Raw genomic sequence first — 22,070 nt, forward strand, 5'->3', positions numbered from 1 at the left:
AAGGAAAGAACATGAGTAATTTATTAGATGTACAAGATTTAAGGGTTGAGTTTAAAACCCAAGACGGCATGGTGACTGCTGTTAATGATTTGAGCTTCTCAATTAAGCAAGGTGAAACTCTTGGTATTGTTGGGGAGTCAGGCTCTGGTAAATCCCAAACCGTGTTTGCCATCATGGGCTTGTTGGCAAAAAACGGCGTGATCAGCGGAAGTGCCAAATTTGAAGGCAAAGAAATTTTAAACTTGCCAGAAAAAGAGCTTAACAAGATCCGCGCAGAACAAATCGCGATGATTTTCCAAGATCCTATGACTTCATTGAACCCATACATGAAGGTTAGCGATCAGCTAATGGAAGTATTAATGTTGCACAAAGGCATGGGCAAAACCGAAGCGTTTGAAGAGTCGGTACGCATGCTTGAAGCGGTGAAGATTCCAGAAGCTCGTAAACGCATTAACATGTACCCGCATGAGTTCTCTGGTGGTATGCGTCAGCGTGTGATGATCGCAATGGCGCTTCTTTGTCGCCCGAAACTTCTGATTGCCGATGAACCGACTACTGCACTAGATGTAACGGTACAAGCGCAAATTATGGACTTGTTGAATGAGCTTAAAGACGAATTTAACACCGCGATTATTATGATCACCCATGACCTAGGTGTCGTTGCCGGCTCTTGTGACAAAGTACTCGTGATGTATGCCGGACGTACTATGGAGTACGGTACGGTTGATGAGATTTTCTATAAACCAAGCCACCCTTACAGCGAAGGCTTACTACGCGCTATTCCTCGTCTCGATACTGAGGGGGAAGAGTTGCCAACTATTCCAGGTAACCCACCGAACTTACTACGCTTGCCAACGGGGTGTCCGTATCAAGAGCGTTGTCACCGTGTTACTGATCGTTGTCGTCAAGAAGCACCACAACTTCTTCCATTTGGTGAAGACCGTTTCCGTGCTTGTTTTTCTGAATGGGAGACTTGGAAGTCATGAGCATTACAAATGAAATAAAGATAGAACAACCAAGCAGTGTTGAGCCTAAAGCCAAAATTGAAAAAGTGGCATTAGCGGATAAAAACTTACTGCTGGATATTAAAGACTTAAAAGTTCACTTTAATATTGCCTCCAAATCAGCTTGGCCGTGGTCTAAACCATCAAAGTTAAAAGCCGTCGATGGCGTCAATGTACGTCTATATGAAGGTGAAACTCTTGGTGTAGTAGGTGAGTCTGGTTGCGGTAAATCAACGTTTGCTCGCGCCATTATTGGTCTAGTGGAAGCGACTGAAGGCGAAGTGTTATGGTTAGGCCAAGACTTAACTCGCATGCAAGCAGTACAAAAACGTGAAAAGCGCAAAGAAATTCAAATGATCTTCCAAGACCCGCTGGCTTCACTTAACCCACGAATGACCGTCGGTGACATCATTGCTGAGCCGCTAGTAACGTTTTATCCAAAGCTATCTAAAGCGGAAGTAAAAGCCAAAGTAAAAATCATGATGGATAAGGTTGGTTTGCTACCGAACGTGATTAACCGTTATCCCCATGAGTTCTCAGGTGGTCAGTGTCAGCGTATTGGTATTGCTCGTGCGTTGATTTTGAACCCTAAAATGATCATTTGTGATGAACCAGTATCAGCACTCGATGTATCAATTCAAGCGCAGGTAGTGAACCTACTAAAAGAGCTACAGCGTGAATTAGGCTTGAGTTTAGTGTTTATTGCCCACGATTTATCAGTGGTAAAACACATTTCAGATCGCGTATTGGTAATGTACCTAGGTAATGCGGTAGAACTCGGCGAGGCAGATGCACTATTTGCTAACCCGAAACACCCATACACCAAAGCCTTGATGTCAGCGGTGCCAATTCCTGATCCTAAGAAAGAACGCGCCAAAGTGATTCAAATGTTAGAAGGGGATTTACCATCGCCAATCAACCCACCATCAGGTTGTGTGTTTAGAACCCGTTGTCCCATTGCCACTGCGCAATGTGCCGAGCAAAAACCACAAATCAAAGGCACTGATGTTCACGCGGTATCGTGTTTGCTGGTGGATTAATCTGGTCTGAAAATTAAGTGAACGAAAGCAGTGCTGAAAGGTGCTGCTTTTTTATTGCCTGTTTCTTTTTTATTACCAAGGTCTTAGGCGGTGAAGTTTAAACGATAGGTTTCTTTTCCAAACAGCGGCGGCATAAACAGACATCGTAAGTTTCGGTTATTTCTCGCTCCTCAACCTCAAAACACCAACAAGTTTCTTTTCCTGCGGCAATATCACAAAAAGTGTTGTCCCCACATTCAGGGCAGGCATGAGTGTTTTTTTCACCATTGAGTTTTGCCATCACTTGCGAGTGAGCGTCATCATCCATTTTGCTCCACTGTAGAATTTCGCCCATGGTGCGATGGCAACCAGAGCAGATTCCGGAGTTATTTTTACAAGCGGCAATACAAGGTGTTTTCATAGTAGAAAGTCAGTAATGAACAAATCGAGACTTTATCATGGTTGTAAAATTGCGTCACTCATTCGAATCTATCGAACAAAACCTTCAGCTCGTTATGGTGTGACAGAGCGTTTAGCTATTTATACTGAAGGAAATTAAAGAGAATAGGAGAGCATGATGGGTAAGTTAGTTGAAGGCGTATGGCATGACGTGTGGTATGACACTAAATCGAGCGGTGGCAAATTTGTTCGTGAAGATGCCGGTTTTCGAGATTGGATTGAAAATAAGCCAGATGCGGCATTTCAACCTGAATCAGGTCGCTATCATTTGTATGTTTCTCTTGCTTGTCCGTGGGCGCATCGCACCTTAATTATGCGTGAATTAAAAGGATTAGCCGGCCATATTGATGTCACTGTCGTGAGCCCGGATATGTTGGAAAATGGTTGGGAGTTTAGCCAACCTGAACCGCTCTTTGGTTTTACTAAACTTCATGAAATTTACACCCAAGCCAAGAATGACTATTCAGGTCGAGTGACGGTTCCTACGCTGTGGGATAAGAAAACCAATACTATTATTAGTAATGAATCATCAGAAATTCTGCGCATGTTTAATTCGGAGTTTAATGATTTAACGGGTAATAGCGATGACTACTACCCAGCAGATTTACGTTCAGAAATCGATAAATGGAATGAATTTATCTATCCCAATATTAATAACGGTGTATATAAAACGGGTTTTGCCACTACACAACAAGCGTATGAAGATGCGTTTGATAGCTTGTTTGCAGCGTTAGATAAGGTGGAGCAGCATCTATCTCAGAGTAAGTATCTGGTTGGTGAGAAAATCACAGAAGCGGATTGGCGTTTGTTTACCACTTTAATTCGTTTTGATGCGGTTTACGTTGGCCATTTCAAGTGTAACTTAAAACGTATTGCTGACTACTCGAATATTCAAGGTTATATGAAAGAGCTTTATCAAGTGCCAGGCGTAAAAGAAACGGTTAATTTTGATCATATTAAACGTCATTATTATTTCAGTCATAAAGGTATTAATCCGACTCAAGTTATCCCTAAAGGACCAGAATTGGACTTAGATTCACCTCATGGGCGAGGGTAACGTTGGTTGGCTGAATATTATTAATCTCAGTAATAAATATAAATCACTTGAAATTTATAGGGTTTATTGACTAAATTAAAGACTCAAGCAATCAAAGGTATTTGACTATGTTAAAGAGTAACCCAAAAATCATTACATTAACGATGCTCGCTTCTGCTTTAGCGCTTTCTGGCTGTGCTTCAAACGATGAAGTGATTGAGCAGCAAAATCAACAAGCAGAACAACTAAATTCTCTACAAGTTGAACTACAAGCTCAGAAGGAGTCGAATCAGCAACTAGCAGATAAAGTTGATCAACTGTCTATGGATCAAGATGAAATTAAGCAACAAATGCAAGATAAATCGAGCGTTTATGTGATCAAAGAAAATGATACTTTATATCGTATTGCCAACGATCATGATATGACTGTTGATGAGTTACAGCAATTAAACCCAGAGATTAAAAATCCCAAATCATTATTAATTGGTCAAACGATTAAACTTAAATAATTGATTAAAGTTTGGATATAAATTAAAACTTCAATAAAAATGGCTGATCTATGATCAGCCATTTTTGCAGGTGGAGCAGTGGTATCTACCTCGTGTAACTATCCTAATAAGGTCGTAGATATAAAGTAGCCAATTACAGTCGCTGTTGATACACCGATGATGCCCGGAATAAAGAAGCTGTGATTTAATACATACTTACCAATCGACGTCGTGCCTGAACGGTCAAAGGTGATCGCTGCTAGATCCGATGGGTAGAATGGGAAGAAGAAATAAGCATAACAAGCTGGAATTACTCCTATCAATACTTCCGGTGGAATACCCAGTGAGAAACCTAATGGGAACATAATCGTCAGTACAGCGGCTTGGCTTTTTAAGAAAACCGAAGTAGCAAACATTGCAAAAGCAAAGGTCCAAGGATGAACACTGACAATGTCGCTGACCATTTCAATCAAGTAAGGCTTATGATGCTCAATGATAGTGTCACTCATCCAAGCAATACCAAAGATAATGATTACTGCCGACATCCCTGCAGTAAATACATTACTTTTAGCGATTTCTTTTGGATCGACTTTAGTGCATAGCAAAATAATAGCGCCGACTGCCAACATCAAAAATTGAATGGCGACCGACATGCCAACCCCTTGAGGTAACAGACTCAGATCTTTACCAAACATTGCGACAAAAACCACTACCGCAATACCGGCTAAAAATACGGTTAAACCTGTTTTGGCCTTTTTGGCATTGGCAATATCATTACCGCCTTCAACGGTTTCATCAATTAACGCAGCTTTAAAATCTGGATTTTTGCAGCGTTCGATAAAGGCTTCGTCTTGATCGAGTTCTTTACCGCGGAATAGGCTCCAAGTACAACCGGCGAGTAAGCCACATAGGGTTGCTGGAATGGTGACCATCAGCACTTGAACCAGCGAAATATCTAAATCATTTTTTGCTGCGGTGGCCATTACGACGGCAGCGGCAGCAGCGATTGGACTTGCGGTAATACCCATTTGCGAAGCTACAGAAGCCATTGCCATTGGACGTTCTGGACGAATGCCTTTTTTAATCGAAACATCGTAGATAACCGGTAGAAGTGGGTAAACACTGTGACCAGTGCCAACAAGAACAGTCAAAAGATAAGTACAAAATGGACCTAAAAAGACAATTTGATTCGGGTGTTTACGCAGCAGCCTTTCTGCAAATTTAACCAGTAATTTTAAACCGCCAGTTGCTTCTAATGTTGCTGATGCTGCGACAACCGCAAGAATAATCAACATAACGCTGATCGGCGGAGAGCCCGGTGCTATACCAAATACAAACGCTAAAACGGAAACACCTAGGCCGCCTAATAAGCCAAAGGCAATACCGCCAAATCGAATCCCTGTGAAAATGACTGCTAACAGCAGCAGCATGTGAATATAGAACATACCTGTATACCCCTAAAGTATTAATACTATAGAGACGGTAGCATTTCCGAAATTGAGCCATCTTGATCTAGTACAACATCAATACGTTATTTTAACAGTGGTAATTGATAGTGTTATGGTGGTTTGAAAAAGGTGAAGAAATAGAAGGGAAAGATAAGAGAAAGAGAAGCATAGAGCCCTAACATGCTGAGAGCCCTATGATTAAAAATAGTGTCGTTTTGTTTATGTGTTAATCAAGCAACCTAGCTTTATACCCAAGTAACTTGCCCTTCGGGAGCTTCATTCAAACCTCTTCTTTTGTATAAAGAGATAGGGCGTATCAGATTGGTTTGAAAGGTGCCTACATTTCTTCGTCAATCTTCCCAGCCTAAAGGTCTGGGTGAGAGCTCTGAGTTCTGCATCTTAAAATCACTTGGGTATATATCAACACAATCTATTTTCACCTTAACGAAGCTTCATTGCTTTTTCAGCAAGGCGTTTTGCAGCTGCTCGATGTTGAATTAATAAACACTCTAGGTCGAGCCCGATAACATGTCCATCATGTACTCTCCATTCACCGTTAATCATCACGCGGTCAGCTTGTTGTGCACCACACATAATTAATGCCGCCAATGGATCGTGTGAGCCAGAGAAACGAATCTCATCTAGGGTAAACATTGAAATATCCGCTTGCTTACCGACTTCTAGTGTTCCGATGTCAGTGCGTCCCATTGCAGCTGCCGAGCCTTTGGTTGCCCAACGTAGAGCATCAAGATGTGACACATTCGCAGAGCCATAACGTAGACGCTGTAAATACATCGCCATGCGGACTTCTGCAATCATGTTTGAACCATCGTTAGACGCGGAACCATCGACACCTAAACCGACTTTCACACCAGCAGCTTCTAATTCGTTATTACGACAAATACCAGAGGCAAGCATCATGTTCGAGGTTGGACAATGGCTGATACCAACGCCGGCATTACCTAGCCGCTTGATTTCTTCATCATTAAAGTGGATGCCATGCGCCAGCCAAGTCTTATCATTCAGCCAACCGACGCTTTCAAGGTAATCGACTGGGCGATGGCCAAAGCGTTGTAGGCAGAACTCTTCTTCATCAATGGTTTCACACAAGTGAGTATGCATCATCACATTTTCTTGATGAGCAATGCGCGAAGTTTCTTTCATTAAATCAGTCGTAACAGAAAATGGCGAACATGGCGCCAAAGCAATTTGCGTCATCGCGCCACTTTCACGTTGGTGATACTGGTTAATTAACCTTAGGCTGTCATCAATGATGGTTTGTTCGGTTTGAATGGTGTGACGAGGAGGTAAGCCACCGTCGTCTTCCCCTAAGCTCATCGAGCCGCGAGTCAGAATTGCACGAACGCCGAGCTTTTTGGCGGTGTCAACTTGAATATCAATCGCATTCTCTAAACCAACCGGAATTAGATAATGATGATCTGAGGCTGTAGTACAACCAGACATCATCATCTCAACGAGTGCGACTTCGGTAGAAAGGGCATGCATTTCTTCATCAAGACCAGCCCATACTGGGTAGAGTGTTTTAAGCCAATTGAAGAGTTCTTTATCTAGTGCATCAGGGTAGGCGCGAGTTAAGGTTTGATAAAAGTGATGGTGGGCATTGATTAAGCCGGGTGTGACAACGTGATTTTTAGCATCGACCACATTATCAATTTTATAGCTTGGTTCAGCATTTAAAGCGACAAGTTCAAGTACGGTATTTCCTTGAACTACAATCCCACCACGTGCATCTTGTTCGCTACCAGTATAAATATCGAGCGGGTTTTTAATCCAAGTGGTTGTTAAGTTTTGATTCGCTGAATGTTGAGTATTAAGCGTTTGAGACATTCATAATTTTCCTTAGCCATCTCAACCATTTCAGGGGAGAGGGTCTTATTTTTTTAGGTTGTTAGTGATTATTGTTGAAAAAGGTAAAAGCCGAACATGCCGACTTTTACCTTGGTATACATTTTATTTCATCGCGGTACTTGGGGTGAGTCGAGAGTGAGACTCGGACGACGAGGTCTGTTGATCCGACAAGTTATCGTCTTCAGATTGGGCCTCAAGTAATGTTTGGTTTCGTACTGCTTCACGTTCTGCAGCAATGGTTGCAATCGCTTTTGATATGGTTGCTTTTGATTCCATTACTTTAAATGCAGGGGAATGACATTCCTCATCTTTTGCCATTTCAACCACTTCTAGCTTTTTCATTGCTAATTCTTCTTTGCGGTTTTGCGGTAAAACTTGATGCAAGATAATTGCGATTAAGGTACCAGTAGTGATGCCTGAGTGGAAGAATTCTGCTACCGCATGAGGTAAATGCTGAATTAAACGAGGTTCAATCGTAACCGCAAGACCAGCAGCTAGGCTGACACAAATGATTAATGCATTACGTTTAGTATCGGCTGCTTTAATCAGCATGCGAATGCCAGCATAAGCGATCATACCGAACATAATGAAACCTACACCGCCTAATACAGGTTTTGGAATAGTGACTGCAAGCGCTGCCAATTTTGGAAACAGACCGCCTAGAATCAAGAGGCCACCCGTCGTGGCAACAACGTAACGACTTGCTACCCCAGTAATACCTACAATACCTACGTTTTGACTAAACGAAGCTAATGGCATCCCTGTCATCAGTGCTGAAAGGGTACTACCTAGACCATCACCTAATACGCCACGTTTTAAATCTTTACCTGATACTTCTTTTTGGCAGTTAGCACCTAGTGCCATGAAATCACCTGTTGCCTCGGCAACAACGATAATATAAGCCAAACTCATGCTTAGAATTGCGCCCCAAGAGAAGGTCATGCCATATTTAAGAGGGGTCGGGCTGCCTACCCAGGAAGCTTCTGTTACTTGGTTCAAATCGACCATACCCATAGTCAAGGCAGCAATGTAGCCACCGACTAATCCAATCACAATGGCAGAGGCTGCGATCATACCTTTGCAATACACTGAGACTAAGATAACGATACCAAGTGAGATTAAAGCGAGAAACAATTTTGGTAAGGTCGCGAACTCTTCACTACCTTTTGGTGCATCACCAATCCAGCTCATTGCAACAGGGAGAATAGTTAAACCGATTAACGTAATTACAACCCCACTGACCACATCTGGAAAGAGCTTTTTAATCTGCGTCATGAAGAAGCTGGCAAAAATCACCAAGAATGAGCCAACAAAAGCAGCACCCATAATGCCACTCATACCATCCGCTTTACCGATAGAAATCGCCACACCGAGGAAAGCAAAACTAGAACCCATCACAACCGGTAATCGAATCCCCACAGGGCCAAGACCGACACATTGAACAATAGTGGCAATGCCACCGACGAGTAACGCAGCGTTAATCAGATCTGCAATTTCAGCCGCTGGTAAGCCGACAGATGCACCGACAATAAGAGGCACCGCAACGATTCCCCCGATCGATGCCAGCATGTGTTGTAAGGCCAGTAGTAATGTTGTTCCAACAGGTGGGCGTTGGTTAAGCGTATATGTAAGCTTCATGACATTTCCTTAGTGTCTATTCCACTAGATTCTTATAGGTAGTAATGGGCCTACCTTCCTAAGTTCGAATTAGCAGTTCTTGTTATATACCCAAATCATGTGGGTAGTTATATTTCTGCATCCATGTATGTATAGGTGTGCTTTAACATTAATGCAACAATATTGAATACAATCAATTTTGTAAATTAGTGGTGTTAATTTCTGCAAGCTAGGTCTAACTGGCAAGTTTTGTGCCAAAACTGAAATGAAGTGAATGGAGAGAGGAATTAGTCGATTATGGCAGGTAAGTATTTGTAATTAAAAGGTGTGTAAATCATAAAAGTGCACGTTTTGTTATAAATTAGTGCAAATTAATTTCGGAAGTATTGTGTACAATTTTAAATTATATTGTTTTTAATCTTGTGGTTTTTGTGTTTTTTCTATTGCCAGAATGTGAAGTGAGACAGATTTTAGACGAAAAAAAACCAACTGCGAGAGTTGGTTTTTTATGTCTTTTTTATAATAAAAAGAGAAAGAATGGTGGAGGGGGACGGATTCGAACCATCGAAGGCGGAGCCGGCAGATTTACAGTCTGCTCCCTTTGGCCACTCGGGAACCCCTCCACAAATTGTGTTTGTTCTTTAACAATACGAATGACCTGACATCGTACCTAGAACGTCTTGCTCATGCTAGAAATAGTAACACGAACAAGTTAAAGAATGGTGGAGGGGGACGGATTCGAACCATCGAAGGCGGAGCCGGCAGATTTACAGTCTGCTCCCTTTGGCCACTCGGGAACCCCTCCACAAATTGTGTTTGTTCTTTAACAATACGAATGACCTGACATCGTACCTAGAACGTCTTGCTCATGCTAAAAAGAGTAACACTAGCAAGTTAATAATGGTGGAGGGGGACGGATTCGAACCATCGAAGGCGGAGCCGGCAGATTTACAGTCTGCTCCCTTTGGCCACTCGGGAACCCCTCCACAAATTGTGTTTGTTCTTCAACAATACGAATGACCTGACATCGTACCTAGAACGTCTTGCTCATGCTAAAAAGAGTAACACTAGCAAGTTAATAATGGTGGAGGGGGACGGATTCGAACCATCGAAGGCGGAGCCGGCAGATTTACAGTCTGCTCCCTTTGGCCACTCGGGAACCCCTCCACAAATTGTGTTTGTTCTTCAACAATACGAATGACCTGACATCGTACCTAGAACGTCTTGCTCGTGCTAAAAGGAATAACACCAGCAAGTTAAATAATGGTGGAGGGGGACGGATTCGAACCATCGAAGGCGGAGCCGGCAGATTTACAGTCTGCTCCCTTTGGCCACTCGGGAACCCCTCCACAAGTGTGGGGCGCATAATAGCAAACTGTTTTAGGCTGTAAAGAAGTTTTTTTAAATAATTGATTAAGTGTTGAGTTTTCGAACTGATTGGGATTTGAGTGGTATTTTATTGAGCAACTTGAGCATGATCATAGTGATTCTATCTCTGTTCAATTTAACGCGGCTTAAAGCTTGTTTTAACTTGCCTTATGGGAGCTTCATCCAAATATCTTCTTTTTGTATAGAGATAGGCGTGTCAGATTAGCTTGAAAGGTGCTTACTTCTTGCGTCAACTTTCCCTGCCTAATGGGTTGGATGGTAGCTCTGAATTGTGCATCTTGACGCCACTTGGGTATAGTTGAAATTGGCGACTGACAACCGGTGGATTATTTACTTTAACGATAAGCATATTTACATTGTTTTACGTTCAACATATCTTTCTGCTGATAGAATAAATATTTGCACCTTGAGCCTACTTGGGCATATAAATGGAATTTGTCATGGATAAAATATCACTATCTTCAGTTGCTATCGCTTTCTCTCTTTTTATTGCCACTTCTCATTTGGCGAATGCTAATGATAAACCAACGGGAATCCCTGTTGGCGCTCAAATTGTTCAAGAGCACGATGTTCAGCAAACCCTTACCTTAGTTGCCAAATTATCGGCGCAAGAATCCGTAACCATTAAACCAGAAGTTTCGGGCAAGATAGAAAAAATTCTGGTGCATTCCAATCAAGAAGTAAAAATAAACCAACCGCTTTTGGTGTTAGACGAGAAAAAAGCTCGTGCAGCTCTTAACGAGGCGAGAGCTTATTATAATGATGAAAAGCGTAAGGAACGAGAATTCGCCAGTTTGGTTAAAAAGAATGCGATTACGCAGACTGAACTAGATGCCCAACGTGCCAGTGTGGATATTGCTAAGGCGCGTATGGATGTCGCATTAGCCGAGCTGTCTTACCTTAATATCAATGCACCATTTTCCGGTACAGTTGGCTTCATTGATTTCAGTAAAGGTAAAACCGTTAGCGCCAGTGAAGAGCTATTTACTCTAGATAATTTAGATAACATGCGTTTGGATTTACAGGTGCCAGAAAAGTATCTTTCAGAAATATCTTTGGGTATGGAAGTGAACACTCAAAGTCGCGCTTGGAACGACCAAGTCTTTCCAGGCAAGGTCACACATATCAATACTCGAGTTAACAGCGCAACCTTGAGTGTGCCAGTTCGTGTTGATATTGCCAATCCTGATCATAAATTAAAGCCGGGCATGCTGATGTCGGCTATCTTAACTTTTCCTATTATTCATAAACCTATCATTCCAGTTCAAGCGCTCGAATATTCGGGTACTAAACGTTACGTGTATGTAATTGAAAATAATAAAGTTACTCGTACGGAAATTATTTTAGGTGCACGTATAGAAGATAAAATTGTGGTGGAATCTGGCCTTGAAATTGGCAAGAAAATTGTCACTAAAGGTCTTGTTAATATGCGTGATGGGTTAAGTGTGAAAGTGGTAGAACAAGATTCACTAACATTACCGAACACAGAAAACCAAGGAGCTCAATAATGTGGTTATCTGATGTGTCGGTAAAGCGGCCGACAGTGGCTATTGTATTAAGCCTGTTACTATGCGTGTTTGGTTATGTGTCTTTCACTAAGCTCGCTGTCCGTGAAATGCCCGATATTTCTAATCCTGTTGTCACAGTATCGACCAGTTATGACGGCGCTTCTGCCAGCATAATGGAGAGTCAAATCACTACTGTTTTGGAAGATCAACTTTCTGGTATCAGTGGAGTAGATGATATTCAATCGGTTTCTCGTAATGGTAGTTCACGTATAACCATCACCTTTGATTTAGGCTATGACCTTACTACCGGTGTGAGTGATGTACGTGATGCGATTGCTCGTGCACAACGTTCTCTGCCAGATGAATCAGATGATCCTATTGTGTCGAAAGATAATGGCTCAGGTGAAGCGGCGGTTCATATCAACCTTACTTCAACTAAGATGGATCGCACTCAATTAACTGACTACATCAATCGAGTCATGCTTGACCGTTTTAGTTTGATTTCTGGTGTTAGTTCAATTGATATTAGTGGTGGCTTAGACAAAGTCATGTACGTAAAACTTGATCCAACCGCAATGGCTGGTTTAGGGATTACAACAACTGATATTCGTAATGCATTAGAACGTGAAAATGTCGAAAACCCAAGTGGCGAAGTGCGTAATGACACTACATCTATGACGGTTCGAACGACCCGCAACTATTTAACCGAAGAAGATTTTAAATACTTAGTGGTAAATAAAAGCCGCGATGGACATCCTATTTACCTGCAAGATGTTGCGTCGATTTATCTGGGCGCAAAAAATGAAAGTTCAATGTATAAGAGTGATGGTGAAGTCGGTGTCAGCATGGGTATCATTACTCAAACCGATGCCAATCCACTTGACGTTGCGCAATTAGTTCGTAAAGAAGTTGATAACGTACAGAAATTTTTACCTGATGGTACTTCATTAAAAATAGAGTATGACGCAACGATCTTTATTGAGCAGTCGATTAGCGAAGTTTACAACACACTATTTATCACTGGTGGTTTAGTAGTACTCGTGCTGTATATTTTTCTTGGTCAAATGCGCGCGACTTTAATTCCTGCAGTGACGGTTCCGGTATCACTGATTTCTGCTTTCATGGCGGCTTACTACTTTGGTTTCTCAGTCAACTTAATTACCTTGTTGGCATTGATTCTTGCGATTGGTTTAGTCGTAGATGATGCCATTGTCGTTGTCGAAAATATTTTCCACCACCTTGAGCGAGGCGAGCCACCATTACTTGCTGCCTATAAAGGAACGAGAGAAGTTGGTTTCGCTGTTATGGCGACCACACTTGTCTTGGTGATGGTGTTTCTACCTATTTCCTTCATGGATGGTATGGTTGGGCTGTTATTTACCGAGTTTTCCGTATTACTCGCCATGTCGGTACTTTTCTCATCTCTAATTGCATTAACGTTAACGCCAGTGCTGGGCAGCAAACTACTAAAAGCCAATGTACAACCGAATCGTTTTAACCTTTGTATTGATAAGTTTTTTGCTCGTATTGAAACTTGCTATCGAAATGGACTAGTACACGCAATTCGTTTTCGTTGGTCAGCACCGGTGAGTATTGTTGTTTGTATAGTGGTGAGTGGATGGTTGATGACGATGATCCCTAGCCAATTAGCGCCAAAAGAAGATAAAGGTGTGTTATTTGCATTTGTAAAAGGAGCTGATGCCACTAGTTTTAACCGTATGAGCGCCAATATGGATGAAGTGGAGAATCGCCTCATTCCATTGCTAGGTAAAGGTGTGTTGAAATCCTTCAGCGTGGATGCACCAGCATTTGGTGGCCGAGCGGGAGATGAAACGGGCTTTGTGATTATGGTGTTAGAAGACTGGGATAAACGAAGCGTTAATGCACAGCAAGCTTTAGGTATGATCAGCAAAACGTTATCCGGCATTCCTGATGTACGAGTGCGTGCGATGATGCCAGGTTTCCGTGGCGGCTCTGATAACCCAGTACAATTTGTACTCGGTGGATCAGACTATCAAGAGCTTTCAAAATGGGCCGAATTTCTGCAACACAAAGGTGAAGAAGATGGCGTGATCACTGGTGGAGATTTGGATTATTCTGAAAAAACACCAGAGCTTGTTGTGACGGTTGATAAGCAACGCGCAGCTGATTTAGGCATTAGTGTGAGTGATATTTCCGACACACTGGAAGCCATGTTAGGAGGGGTAACAGAAACCACCTATTTAGAGCGTGGCGAAGAATATGACGTGTATCTTCGAGGCGATGAAAATAGCTTTAATAACGCCGCTGATTTGAGCAAGATTTACTTACGTACTGATGGCGGAGAACTTATCACTCTCGATACCGTCACCAAACTTGAAGAGATTGCCTCAGCGAACCGCTTGTCGCATACCAATAAGCAAAAATCGATCACCTTGAGCGCTAATTTAACGTCAAACTCTACGTTAGGTGAAGCCTTAGATTATCTCGACAAGCAAGCGATCGATAACTTGCCAAGTGACATTAGCATTTCGTATAGCGGTGAATCGAAAGATTTCAAAGAGAATCAATCAAGTGTGATGGTGGTTTTTGCCTTGGCTTTATTGGTGGCTTATCTTGTTTTGGCCGCGCAGTTTGAAAGCTTTATAAACCCTCTGGTCGTGATGTTCACCGTTCCTATGGGCGTACTTGGTGGTTTTATCGGACTGTATTTAATGGGGCAAGGGCTCAATATTTATAGCCAAATTGGGATGATCTTGCTGATTGGTATGGTGACTAAAAATGGCATATTGATTGTAGAATTTGCTAACCAATTACGTGACCGTGGCATTGAATTTGAAAAGGCGATTATCGATGCTTCTGCTCGTCGTCTTCGTCCAATCTTAATGACAGCATTTACCACCATTGCAGGGTCATTGCCACTAATGCTATCCACTGGTGCGGGTTATGAAAGCCGAGTAGCGGTAGGGACAGTGGTTTTATTTGGGATGAGCTTTGCCACACTAGTGACTTTGTTCGTGATCCCACAAATGTATCGTTTGATTTCGTTGAAGACACATTCACCGGGACATATAGAAGCCTTGCTGAAAAAAGAGTTGGAGAAGGATATAACCGTAAGACCAGGGCATGGATAAAGACGTGGCTCGTATCTCGGAAGCTCGTGTCTCGACTTTGTCGCGTCAACCACATCGAGCCACGAGAAGCGGTCGATACTCGAGTTCCGAAAATAAAAACGCTGCACTCCCGTTGTGAAACAGCCAGTGCAGCGTTAAACATTTCTTTACCGAGCTACGAGCAGTGAAACGCCCGAGCCCCGAGAATCGCTCTAAGCTAGAACGTACGACCTAGGCTAATTTGTACGCCTTTGTAATCGTAATCATCATGACCGTATAAATCACCCATGGTTAGGGCATAGACATATTCAGCACGGAAGAAGTAGTCGGAATGCATTAAGTTCCATTGCAGACCGCCTGAAATATTTAAACCACCCACACCATCTTCATCATTGACGTCAAAGTTATCGGCTTTAAATTTAGAATAGGTGTAAGTACCGGTCAGTTTTGCATATAGCTCAAAGGGGGTTTTCCAAATTTCACCAGTAGTCGCTAATCCAGACAGACCAAATTGGTGAGTATCTAAATTCGCCATGCTGTCATCTGAAAACTCACCTTCGGTACGTGAGTATCGATAGAAACCTTCAACAGCAAAGTGTTTTGAATAATAGTGACCAATACCAACAGTAACGTTTGGATTTTCGTAGATTTCAGAGTCATTAAATTCAACCCTGCCTGCACCAGCAACATTAACAGGATCTGAAGAAACTCCAACAGCCCCTGTACCTAAGTAAAAGTAATCTTTGCCAGCAACATCCGCCGCATGAGACGAAATTGACAACATAGCTAAAGGCGCAAGCGCAAATAAGCGTAGGGACGTCATAATTAACCTTTTAAATCTGCTTGAGAATAGTTATTACCGAAAATGATAGCAGAGGGCATTACGCCCCAAACTGGTAGCATTATAGTTAAAAAATTAACGTAATACTTGAGTTAATCTCTATATTTCGAGATTAATTTTCTTAAGTATATCAACCCTCAATCTTAGTCTGAAAATATGTTGGTTATAAGTGGGTGATGGTTTTTAATGTTTCTTTAAATGGAGTGAGTTCGGCAATGTTTTTTTGTAACCACTCTGGATTGTAATGACAATTTAAATAACGATCACCGCTGTCGCAAATAAGGGTAACAATCGATCCTGTTTCGCCACGTTGAATCATTTCATGGGCAATATTTAATGCACCATAAAGATTGGTTCCGGTTGATGGACCCACTTTGCGGCCAAGAATCGTCTCTAACCATTGAATCGTAGCAACGCTGGCAGCATCTGGAACAGTGCGCATTTCATCGATCACGCCAGGAATAAAACTCGGCTCTACTCGTGGGCGACCAATTCCTTCAATCTTACTCCCTGAATCAATAGTAATAGAGGCATCGCCATGCTTAAAAAAATCATGGAAAACGGAATTCTCAGGATCAACCACACATAATTGAGTAGGGTGCTTTTTATAACGTAAAAAACGGCCAATGGTTGCTGATGTACCGCCTGTTCCTGCACTCATTACGACCCAAGAGGGGATAGGGTGAGGTTCGCGGCTCATCTGACAAAATATGCTGTCAGCAATATTGTTGTTTCCACGCCAGTCAGTAGCACGCTCGGCGTAGGTAAATTGGTCCATATAGTGACCGTTTAACTCTTCTGCTAAACGGCGAGATTCTGCATAAATCTGATCCGAACGCTCCACTAAGTGGGCTTCTCCACCATAAAATTGGATTTGTTCTATTTTTTTTGTGGCAGTTGATTTTGGCATTACCGCAATAAAACGTAAGCCTAATAAACGAGCAAAGTAAGCTTCAGATACCGCAGTACTACCAGAAGAGGATTCAATCACGGTTGTTTCAGGACCAATCCAACCGTTTGATAACGCATACAAAAATAGCGAGCGTGCTAAACGATGCTTAAGAGATCCAGTCGGATGAGTACTTTCATCTTTAAGGTAAATATCAATGCCGGACAAATACGGTAGATCCAATTTAATTAAATGCGTATCAGCTGAGCGCTGAAAGTCCGCTTCAATTTTAGTGATTGCTTGGTTAATCCATTGTCTATCTATGCACATAACGTTAATCCTGATTGCTATCTAAAGTTGCTTAATTCTCTATGGGTAATTTACCTCTTAAAAAAGAGAAAAGGTTTGCTTTATTAGTTGTTAATTGCCTATATTGGAGAAATAAATTCTCTTATTGGTAGGGTTTTGGAAATGAAACAGTTGATGTTAGATAAGGTAGATAAAACATTACTCAATATGCTGCAACAAGATGCTACGGTATCACTGCAAGACTTAGCTGATACCGTCAATTTGACTACGACTCCTTGCTGGAAGCGTCTTAAGCGATTGGAAGAACAAGGTATGATTGATAAAAAGGTCGCGCTACTCAATCCTGAGGTGTTGGGCTTGTCTTTTGTCGCTTTTGCCTTAATCAAAACCAACAATCATTCGAATGAGTGGTATCAAGCTTTTGTTGATACGGTCAGTGAATTTCCTGAAGTGATGGAGTTTTACCGAATGGCGGGGGAGTTTGACTATATGATGAAAGTTTTGGTTTCGGATATGAAAGCTTATGATGAGTTTTATAAGAAGTTAGTGAATAGTGTAGAAGGAATCTCGAACGTGACTTCCACTTTTGCGATGGAATCAATTAAATATACAACCGCTCTGCCGATTGATTAAATTAGATTAAGCGCTTCAGTGTGATTAGAAACCGAAGCGCTTATACCCAAGTGACTTCAAGATGCAGAATTCAGAGCTATCATCTAGGCCTTTAAACAAGGAAGATTCGCATAGGAATGTAAGCACCTTTCAAAAGAATCTATATATACCCGTCGCACTTGAAGCTGCAGCTTTGTTGCCGGCGTTCATTCGCCCCCCTATCTCTTTATTAAAGAAGGTCATAGACGAGCTATGCTCATGGGGCCTCATTCACTTGTCGCCTCACTGCAACTTCAATTACTTTGGGTATATTGAAATGCGCAAGTATCAATCTCATTTTTGAGTAAAGCGCATCACACCTTCTTGTACCGCACTTGCCACTAGGTTGCCTTGTCGATCAAAAATCTCGCCACGTACTAAGCCTCGGCCATTGCTGCTAGTTGGGCTATCAATTACATACAGCAGCCATTCATCCATTTTAAAAGGACGATGAAACCACATAGAATGATCAATAGTGGCGACTTGGAATTTAGGGGTAAATAGCGATACCTTATGCGGGAATAGAGCCGTGACTAGGAATCCCCAATCAGAAGCATAACCGAGTAAGTACTGATGTAATATTGGATCATCTGGTAAAGCACCATTGGCTTTAATCCATAAATATTGCTTAGCTGGTAAAGCATCTGGCTGGAAGGGATTGTTGACCACTACTGGGCGAACTTCAATTGGTTTTTCATGGCAAAATGCACGTTGCATCGCAGGAGATAGCGCTTCTTTCATCGATTGAGCGAGCTCACTTTCCGAAGGAATACCTTCTGGACCTTGGATGCCAGGCATTTGCGACTCTTGATGTTCTAGCCCTTCAAATTGACCTTGGTAAGAAGCTGTCAGATAAAAAATTGGTCTACCATGTTGAATCGCTTTGACTCGACGAGTGGATAAACTTTTGCCATCACGCAGTTTTTCAACATCATAAATAATTGGTTGATTAATATCGCCCGGGTGCAAAAAATAGCTATGAAAAGAGTGGACTGTTCTATCTGATTCAACGGTATAACCAGCGGCAGATAAAGCTTGTCCAATTACTTGCCCACCATAAACTTGCGGTAAGCCTAAATGCTCACATTCCCCACGGAATAAGCCAACTTCTAAGCGCTCTAGTTGGTGTAAATTGAGTAATTCTTGTAATTGTTTGCTCATCAGACCTCCATATTGTATTGTCCAATTATTAACATGCGGGACTGATATTACAAGACTGCATAATATTCACCTTACGAAAATTCATTAAGGAAGAGCATGAAAAAGTCATTATTGTTAATTTCATCAATAATTATGGGGGTCGCAATGACAGGTTGCACCACAAATGCTGATAACACTTCATCTGCATCACAAAGCTCAAGCGAAGCGGTTGGTCTTGCCAGTGTTACGGGAAGCGTGTTCTATCGTGAGCGTATCGCACTACCAGATAACGCAGTTGTGACAGTGACATTAGAAGATATTTCGTTAGCAGATAAGGCCGCAGAAATTATAGCAACAGATTCATTTATAACGGGTGGTAAGCAAGTGCCATTTGAATTTAAGCTTGATTATGATGCGAATAAAATTGTGCCGAACCATCGTTATAATGTTCGAGCTAAAGTTGCGGTCGATGGTAAGTTACGCTTTACAACAGATACTATCACCCACGTCATTACGGATGAAAACAAAACGCAAGCAGTTCAATTACGTATGATTGGCGTTCGTTAATGAGTCGATAGCCTTTGGGTATATATTTATGGCGTCTAACCTTCAGGACGCCATAGGTATTTCTTTAAATTTACTTGGCCTATTGGACTGACTTCAACACCGTCTTGTTCTAAGCAACGTTTTTGTCTCTCTAAATCTGCACCTTTTAATGAAATTTTGCCTTTGCTGTTTAGGACACGAAACCAAGGTAAGGTGGAATGTTCGGGCAGATTTGATAATAATTTTCCGACATGACGAGCATACCCAGGGAAGCCCGCCATGTTAGCGATGGCGCCATAAGTTGAGATCATACCTGGTGGGATTTGTTTTAGAACGAAATATACGTTTTGATCAAAGTAAGTCATTTTTAATTCTTAAATGTAGTTACTTGTTTGGTGATTAGAGTTTAACCATATAGACTATATGTCTTAAAATATGACAAAAAGATACCTTTATTTAAGAAAAGTGGTGTCAAATTCTTTTCCAAGGGGAAAACTTGTTCCGTCTTCTATTATTTTGTTATTCATTATGCTTGATTACTTTTGTTGCTCATGCTGATGAGCCTACGACATCTTATCAAGACAAAACCTACCAAGTGGCACTGGTTAAAGGTGATGTCGGTAGTCAAGTTGTATTTGATGAACTTGAAAAACATTTTCAATTTCAAGTTAATTATGTTTACTTTCGAAATTTTAGCCAAATTCTAGAAGCATTGAAAAAAAATACAATTGATTTTGCCCCAAATGTCACGTACTCCACTGAGCGAGAGAAATATTTTGATATTTCAGAGCCAACTAATATGGAGTATACCTATCTTTATACTTTGCCCACTTTCTCCGAGCAGAATACTTTTAGAGATGTGCGTGTTGTAGCCGTCGCTAATAATCTTATTTTCAAATCTTTTATCGAAAAAAATTATTCTAATATACGGGTACTCAATTTTTCTAACTATCAACAAGCCTTAACTATGCTAAAACGTGGTGAAGTTGACGGTGTAATTGATGGTATCTCAAAGTTAAGACGCTTTTTGGATGATGGCATGAATGCACGTATGCTGAACTCTATTTTGCCGATACAATCTGTTGGTATTGCGACCCCGAAGGGACAACATGCTGAGGCTGTAAAAGCGATGGTGTCTTACCTGCATACTCCAGAAATCCAAAAAGCGTTACGTCAAAAAACAGAACGCTTTCAGTATGAATACCAATTAAATTCAATAAAGCAACAAGTTGCTAGATTACACTTAAACCACAAAAAAAAGCTTCAAGTAAAATTGGAGAATGTGCATGTGTTTTCTAAATATGACAAAGAAGGAGAGTTGCAAGGTATATCTATTGATATATTAAATGAAATCTGTGAAATATTGGAATTTGAGTGCGAAGTAGTTAGTACAGCTGATGAAACTTGGCAATCTATGTATGCTGACTTATTAAATAATAAAATTGATGTACTTGGTCCGATTTTTATATCACCGTCACGAAAAGACAAAATGTACTTTAGCCTTCCATATTTTACACCTGAAACCGTGGTGGTAAAACGGACAGGTTATAAGGAAGGTGTATACAAAAGCCTATCGGAAATGGTAATTGAGCGAATCAGTGTTGTTGATGGTGATTACTATGATGGTTTGCTGACCGATATGCTACCAAGTAAAAAACTATATAGAATGTCGGATCGTACACAGCAAATACAAGCCTTAAGAGACGGCAAAGTTGACTATATAATTTTAAATCGTCAGAACTATACTCAAATGCTGTTAGATGAATCGGCTGGTTTTGATACAGAGGAAGATCAATATATTGGTGTCTTTCATAAAACACCAGTCTCATTTGCATTTCCTAAAACAGATGATGGATATAAACTTTCAAAAGCCTTTAATTTAGCGCAAAATTTAGTGGATATACCGCATATTGTTAAGAGCTATTATGTGGTGCCGAACTGGCGGTTAGTATTACAAAAAGAGCAGCATCTTCACCATATGATATGGGCTATATTCCTTATTAGTCTTGTTTGTATGTCATTTGTTTTATGGATGATCTATCAACAATCTGTGACAGATAATTTGACTAGACTGAAAAATCGCCGGGCGCTATATCAAAAGTTTTCACGGGGGATACCTGCTGACTACACTTTGGTCTACCTTGATGTGAACCGCTTTAAGATGATTAACGATACGCATGGACACCGTTGTGGTGACACAGTTTTAAAAGATTTAGCAAGTTCAATATTAAATCATTGGAATGGGCATTCATTTCGCATTGGTGGTGATGAATTTATATTGTTAGCTCGAATCGATAATAAAAAATTACAAAGCATCTTATCAAAATTCAAATCCTTGGAGATTGGTCTTGAAAACGGAGATATAATTGAAGTGACGACATCATGTGGCATTTCAGCCAATCGAAAACAGGTGATGAATGTCGATCAAGTTCTTCATCTCGCAGACGAAAAAATGTATCTAGATAAAGCAGCATCAAGGTAATATTTGTATGTTTTGCTGAAAAGTTAGGCAAACAAATATGTATTTATATATTGATCTTGCATTGGCTGCCTTGATTCGACATAATCACCGCACTCGAGTTACTTAGCAATCCTAAGTTTCTGCGATAAAAAATCTATGGAGGCCCTGGTCCTCCCGCAATACTAGTTCGTGAACTTGGTCAGGCCCGGAAGGGAGCAGCCACAGCGAATGACGTGTGTGCCGGGATGTGGCTGGGGCTTCCACCTTTCTAATATTCTCAAACTAATTCTGCTTAGACTAATTT

At 41.3% G+C, this 22,070-nt stretch carries 17 protein-coding genes, 5 tRNA genes and 1 other RNA gene; 10 read left to right on the plus strand and 13 right to left on the minus strand.

All coding sequences use genetic code 11. From position 1 onward, the window contains the following. Positions 1 to 11: 11 nt before the first annotated feature. Positions 12 to 986 carry an ABC transporter ATP-binding protein gene (locus QQJ93_RS06045; RefSeq protein ID WP_027697339.1) on the plus strand — a complete coding sequence of 325 codons (975 nt, stop codon included), beginning with the start codon at positions 12 to 14 and terminating at the stop codon, positions 984 to 986. Further along, positions 983 to 2,044 (plus strand): murein tripeptide/oligopeptide ABC transporter ATP binding protein OppF, encoded by a 1,062-nt coding sequence (oppF, locus tag QQJ93_RS06050; RefSeq protein ID WP_089122651.1) that lies wholly within the window; start codon positions 983 to 985, stop codon positions 2,042 to 2,044. The genes QQJ93_RS06045 and oppF overlap by 4 nt, the downstream gene beginning before the upstream one ends. A 97-nt stretch (positions 2,045 to 2,141) precedes the next feature. On the opposite strand, the gene QQJ93_RS06055 is transcribed toward oppF, so the two are convergent. Beyond that, positions 2,142 to 2,444, minus strand: a complete 303-nt coding sequence (locus tag QQJ93_RS06055) for a cysteine-rich CWC family protein (protein WP_089122652.1) — start codon at positions 2,442 to 2,444, stop codon at positions 2,142 to 2,144. Between the two features lie 156 nt (positions 2,445 to 2,600). Here QQJ93_RS06055 and QQJ93_RS06060 point away from each other — a divergent pair, with 156 nt between their 5' ends. Beyond that, positions 2,601 to 3,539 carry a glutathione S-transferase family protein gene (locus tag QQJ93_RS06060; RefSeq protein WP_089122653.1) on the plus strand — a complete coding sequence of 313 codons (939 nt, stop codon included), beginning with the start codon at positions 2,601 to 2,603 and terminating at the stop codon, positions 3,537 to 3,539. Between the two features lie 107 nt (positions 3,540 to 3,646). Next, on the plus strand, positions 3,647 to 4,027 hold the full coding sequence (locus tag QQJ93_RS06065) for a LysM peptidoglycan-binding domain-containing protein (protein WP_089122654.1): 381 nt from the start codon (positions 3,647 to 3,649) through the stop codon (positions 4,025 to 4,027). A gap of 98 nt (positions 4,028 to 4,125) precedes the next feature. Here QQJ93_RS06065 and QQJ93_RS06070 read toward each other — a convergent pair whose 3' ends face one another. The 8 genes from QQJ93_RS06070 to QQJ93_RS06105 all read right to left on the minus strand — a co-directional run bounded on the left by QQJ93_RS06070 (position 4,126) and on the right by QQJ93_RS06105 (position 10,289). Further along, positions 4,126 to 5,451, minus strand: a complete 1,326-nt coding sequence (locus QQJ93_RS06070) for an anaerobic C4-dicarboxylate transporter (RefSeq protein WP_089122655.1) — start codon at positions 5,449 to 5,451, stop codon at positions 4,126 to 4,128. Between the two features lie 444 nt (positions 5,452 to 5,895). After that, positions 5,896 to 7,302 carry an 8-oxoguanine deaminase gene (locus QQJ93_RS06075; protein WP_089122656.1) on the minus strand — a complete coding sequence of 469 codons (1,407 nt, stop codon included), beginning with the start codon at positions 7,300 to 7,302 and terminating at the stop codon, positions 5,896 to 5,898. Positions 7,303 to 7,425: 123 nt separating this feature from the next. Next, entirely contained in the window at positions 7,426 to 8,961 is a 1,536-nt protein-coding gene (locus QQJ93_RS06080; protein WP_089122657.1) for a nucleobase:cation symporter-2 family protein, read from the minus strand. A gap of 517 nt (positions 8,962 to 9,478) precedes the next feature. After that, positions 9,479 to 9,563: transfer RNA gene (locus tag QQJ93_RS06085), tRNA-Tyr, on the minus strand. A 97-nt stretch (positions 9,564 to 9,660) separates the two neighbouring features. Next, positions 9,661 to 9,745 (minus strand) — tRNA-Tyr (locus QQJ93_RS06090). A gap of 96 nt (positions 9,746 to 9,841) precedes the next feature. Next, positions 9,842 to 9,926 (minus strand) — tRNA-Tyr (locus tag QQJ93_RS06095). A 96-nt stretch (positions 9,927 to 10,022) separates the two neighbouring features. Beyond that, positions 10,023 to 10,107 (minus strand) — tRNA-Tyr (locus tag QQJ93_RS06100). 97 nt (positions 10,108 to 10,204) lie between these two features. Beyond that, positions 10,205 to 10,289: transfer RNA gene (locus tag QQJ93_RS06105), tRNA-Tyr, on the minus strand. Positions 10,290 to 10,769: 480 nt separating this feature from the next. Between QQJ93_RS06105 and QQJ93_RS06110 the strand changes: the two genes are divergently transcribed. Both QQJ93_RS06110 and QQJ93_RS06115 read left to right on the plus strand, forming a co-directional pair. Beyond that, positions 10,770 to 11,837 (plus strand): efflux RND transporter periplasmic adaptor subunit, encoded by a 1,068-nt coding sequence (locus QQJ93_RS06110; RefSeq protein ID WP_170143416.1) that lies wholly within the window; start codon positions 10,770 to 10,772, stop codon positions 11,835 to 11,837. After that, positions 11,837 to 14,950: a multidrug efflux RND transporter permease subunit gene (locus tag QQJ93_RS06115; protein WP_089122658.1), complete on the plus strand. Its 3,114-nt coding sequence runs from the start codon at positions 11,837 to 11,839 to the stop codon at positions 14,948 to 14,950. The genes QQJ93_RS06110 and QQJ93_RS06115 overlap by 1 nt, the downstream gene beginning before the upstream one ends. 196 nt (positions 14,951 to 15,146) lie before the next feature. Here QQJ93_RS06115 and QQJ93_RS06120 read toward each other — a convergent pair whose 3' ends face one another. Next, positions 15,147 to 15,752, minus strand: a complete 606-nt coding sequence (locus QQJ93_RS06120; RefSeq protein WP_089122659.1) for an outer membrane beta-barrel protein — start codon at positions 15,750 to 15,752, stop codon at positions 15,147 to 15,149. 181 nt (positions 15,753 to 15,933) lie between these two features. Beyond that, positions 15,934 to 16,989: a PLP-dependent cysteine synthase family protein gene (locus tag QQJ93_RS06125; RefSeq protein WP_089122660.1), complete on the minus strand. Its 1,056-nt coding sequence runs from the start codon at positions 16,987 to 16,989 to the stop codon at positions 15,934 to 15,936. 153 nt (positions 16,990 to 17,142) lie between these two features. Here QQJ93_RS06125 and QQJ93_RS06130 point away from each other — a divergent pair, with 153 nt between their 5' ends. Further along, a complete protein-coding gene (locus tag QQJ93_RS06130) occupies positions 17,143 to 17,601 on the plus strand; it encodes an Lrp/AsnC family transcriptional regulator (protein ID WP_179949224.1) in 459 nt (152 codons plus the stop codon). Between the two features lie 312 nt (positions 17,602 to 17,913). Here QQJ93_RS06130 and tesB read toward each other — a convergent pair whose 3' ends face one another. Next, positions 17,914 to 18,780, minus strand: coding sequence for an acyl-CoA thioesterase II (gene tesB, locus QQJ93_RS06135; protein WP_089122662.1), 867 nt, complete (start codon positions 18,778 to 18,780; stop codon positions 17,914 to 17,916). A 96-nt stretch (positions 18,781 to 18,876) separates the two neighbouring features. On the opposite strand from tesB, the gene QQJ93_RS06140 reads away from it, so the two are divergent. Beyond that, entirely contained in the window at positions 18,877 to 19,326 is a 450-nt protein-coding gene (locus tag QQJ93_RS06140; RefSeq protein ID WP_089122663.1) for a YbaY family lipoprotein, read from the plus strand. A 35-nt stretch (positions 19,327 to 19,361) separates the two neighbouring features. Here the strand turns inward: QQJ93_RS06140 and QQJ93_RS06145 are convergent, their stop codons facing one another. Continuing rightward, positions 19,362 to 19,670, minus strand: coding sequence for an MGMT family protein (locus QQJ93_RS06145; RefSeq protein WP_089122664.1), 309 nt, complete (start codon positions 19,668 to 19,670; stop codon positions 19,362 to 19,364). Positions 19,671 to 19,801: 131 nt separating this feature from the next. Here QQJ93_RS06145 and QQJ93_RS06150 point away from each other — a divergent pair, with 131 nt between their 5' ends. Next, positions 19,802 to 21,787: a GGDEF domain-containing protein gene (locus tag QQJ93_RS06150; RefSeq protein WP_089122665.1), complete on the plus strand. Its 1,986-nt coding sequence runs from the start codon at positions 19,802 to 19,804 to the stop codon at positions 21,785 to 21,787. 142 nt (positions 21,788 to 21,929) lie between these two features. After that, positions 21,930 to 22,026: signal recognition particle sRNA small type (gene ffs, locus QQJ93_RS06155), an RNA gene on the plus strand. Positions 22,027 to 22,070: the final 44 nt, after the last annotated feature.

This window comes from Vibrio algivorus (assembly GCF_030161215.1).
In the GTDB taxonomy this organism is placed as follows: Bacteria; Pseudomonadota; Gammaproteobacteria; order Enterobacterales; family Vibrionaceae; genus Vibrio; species Vibrio algivorus.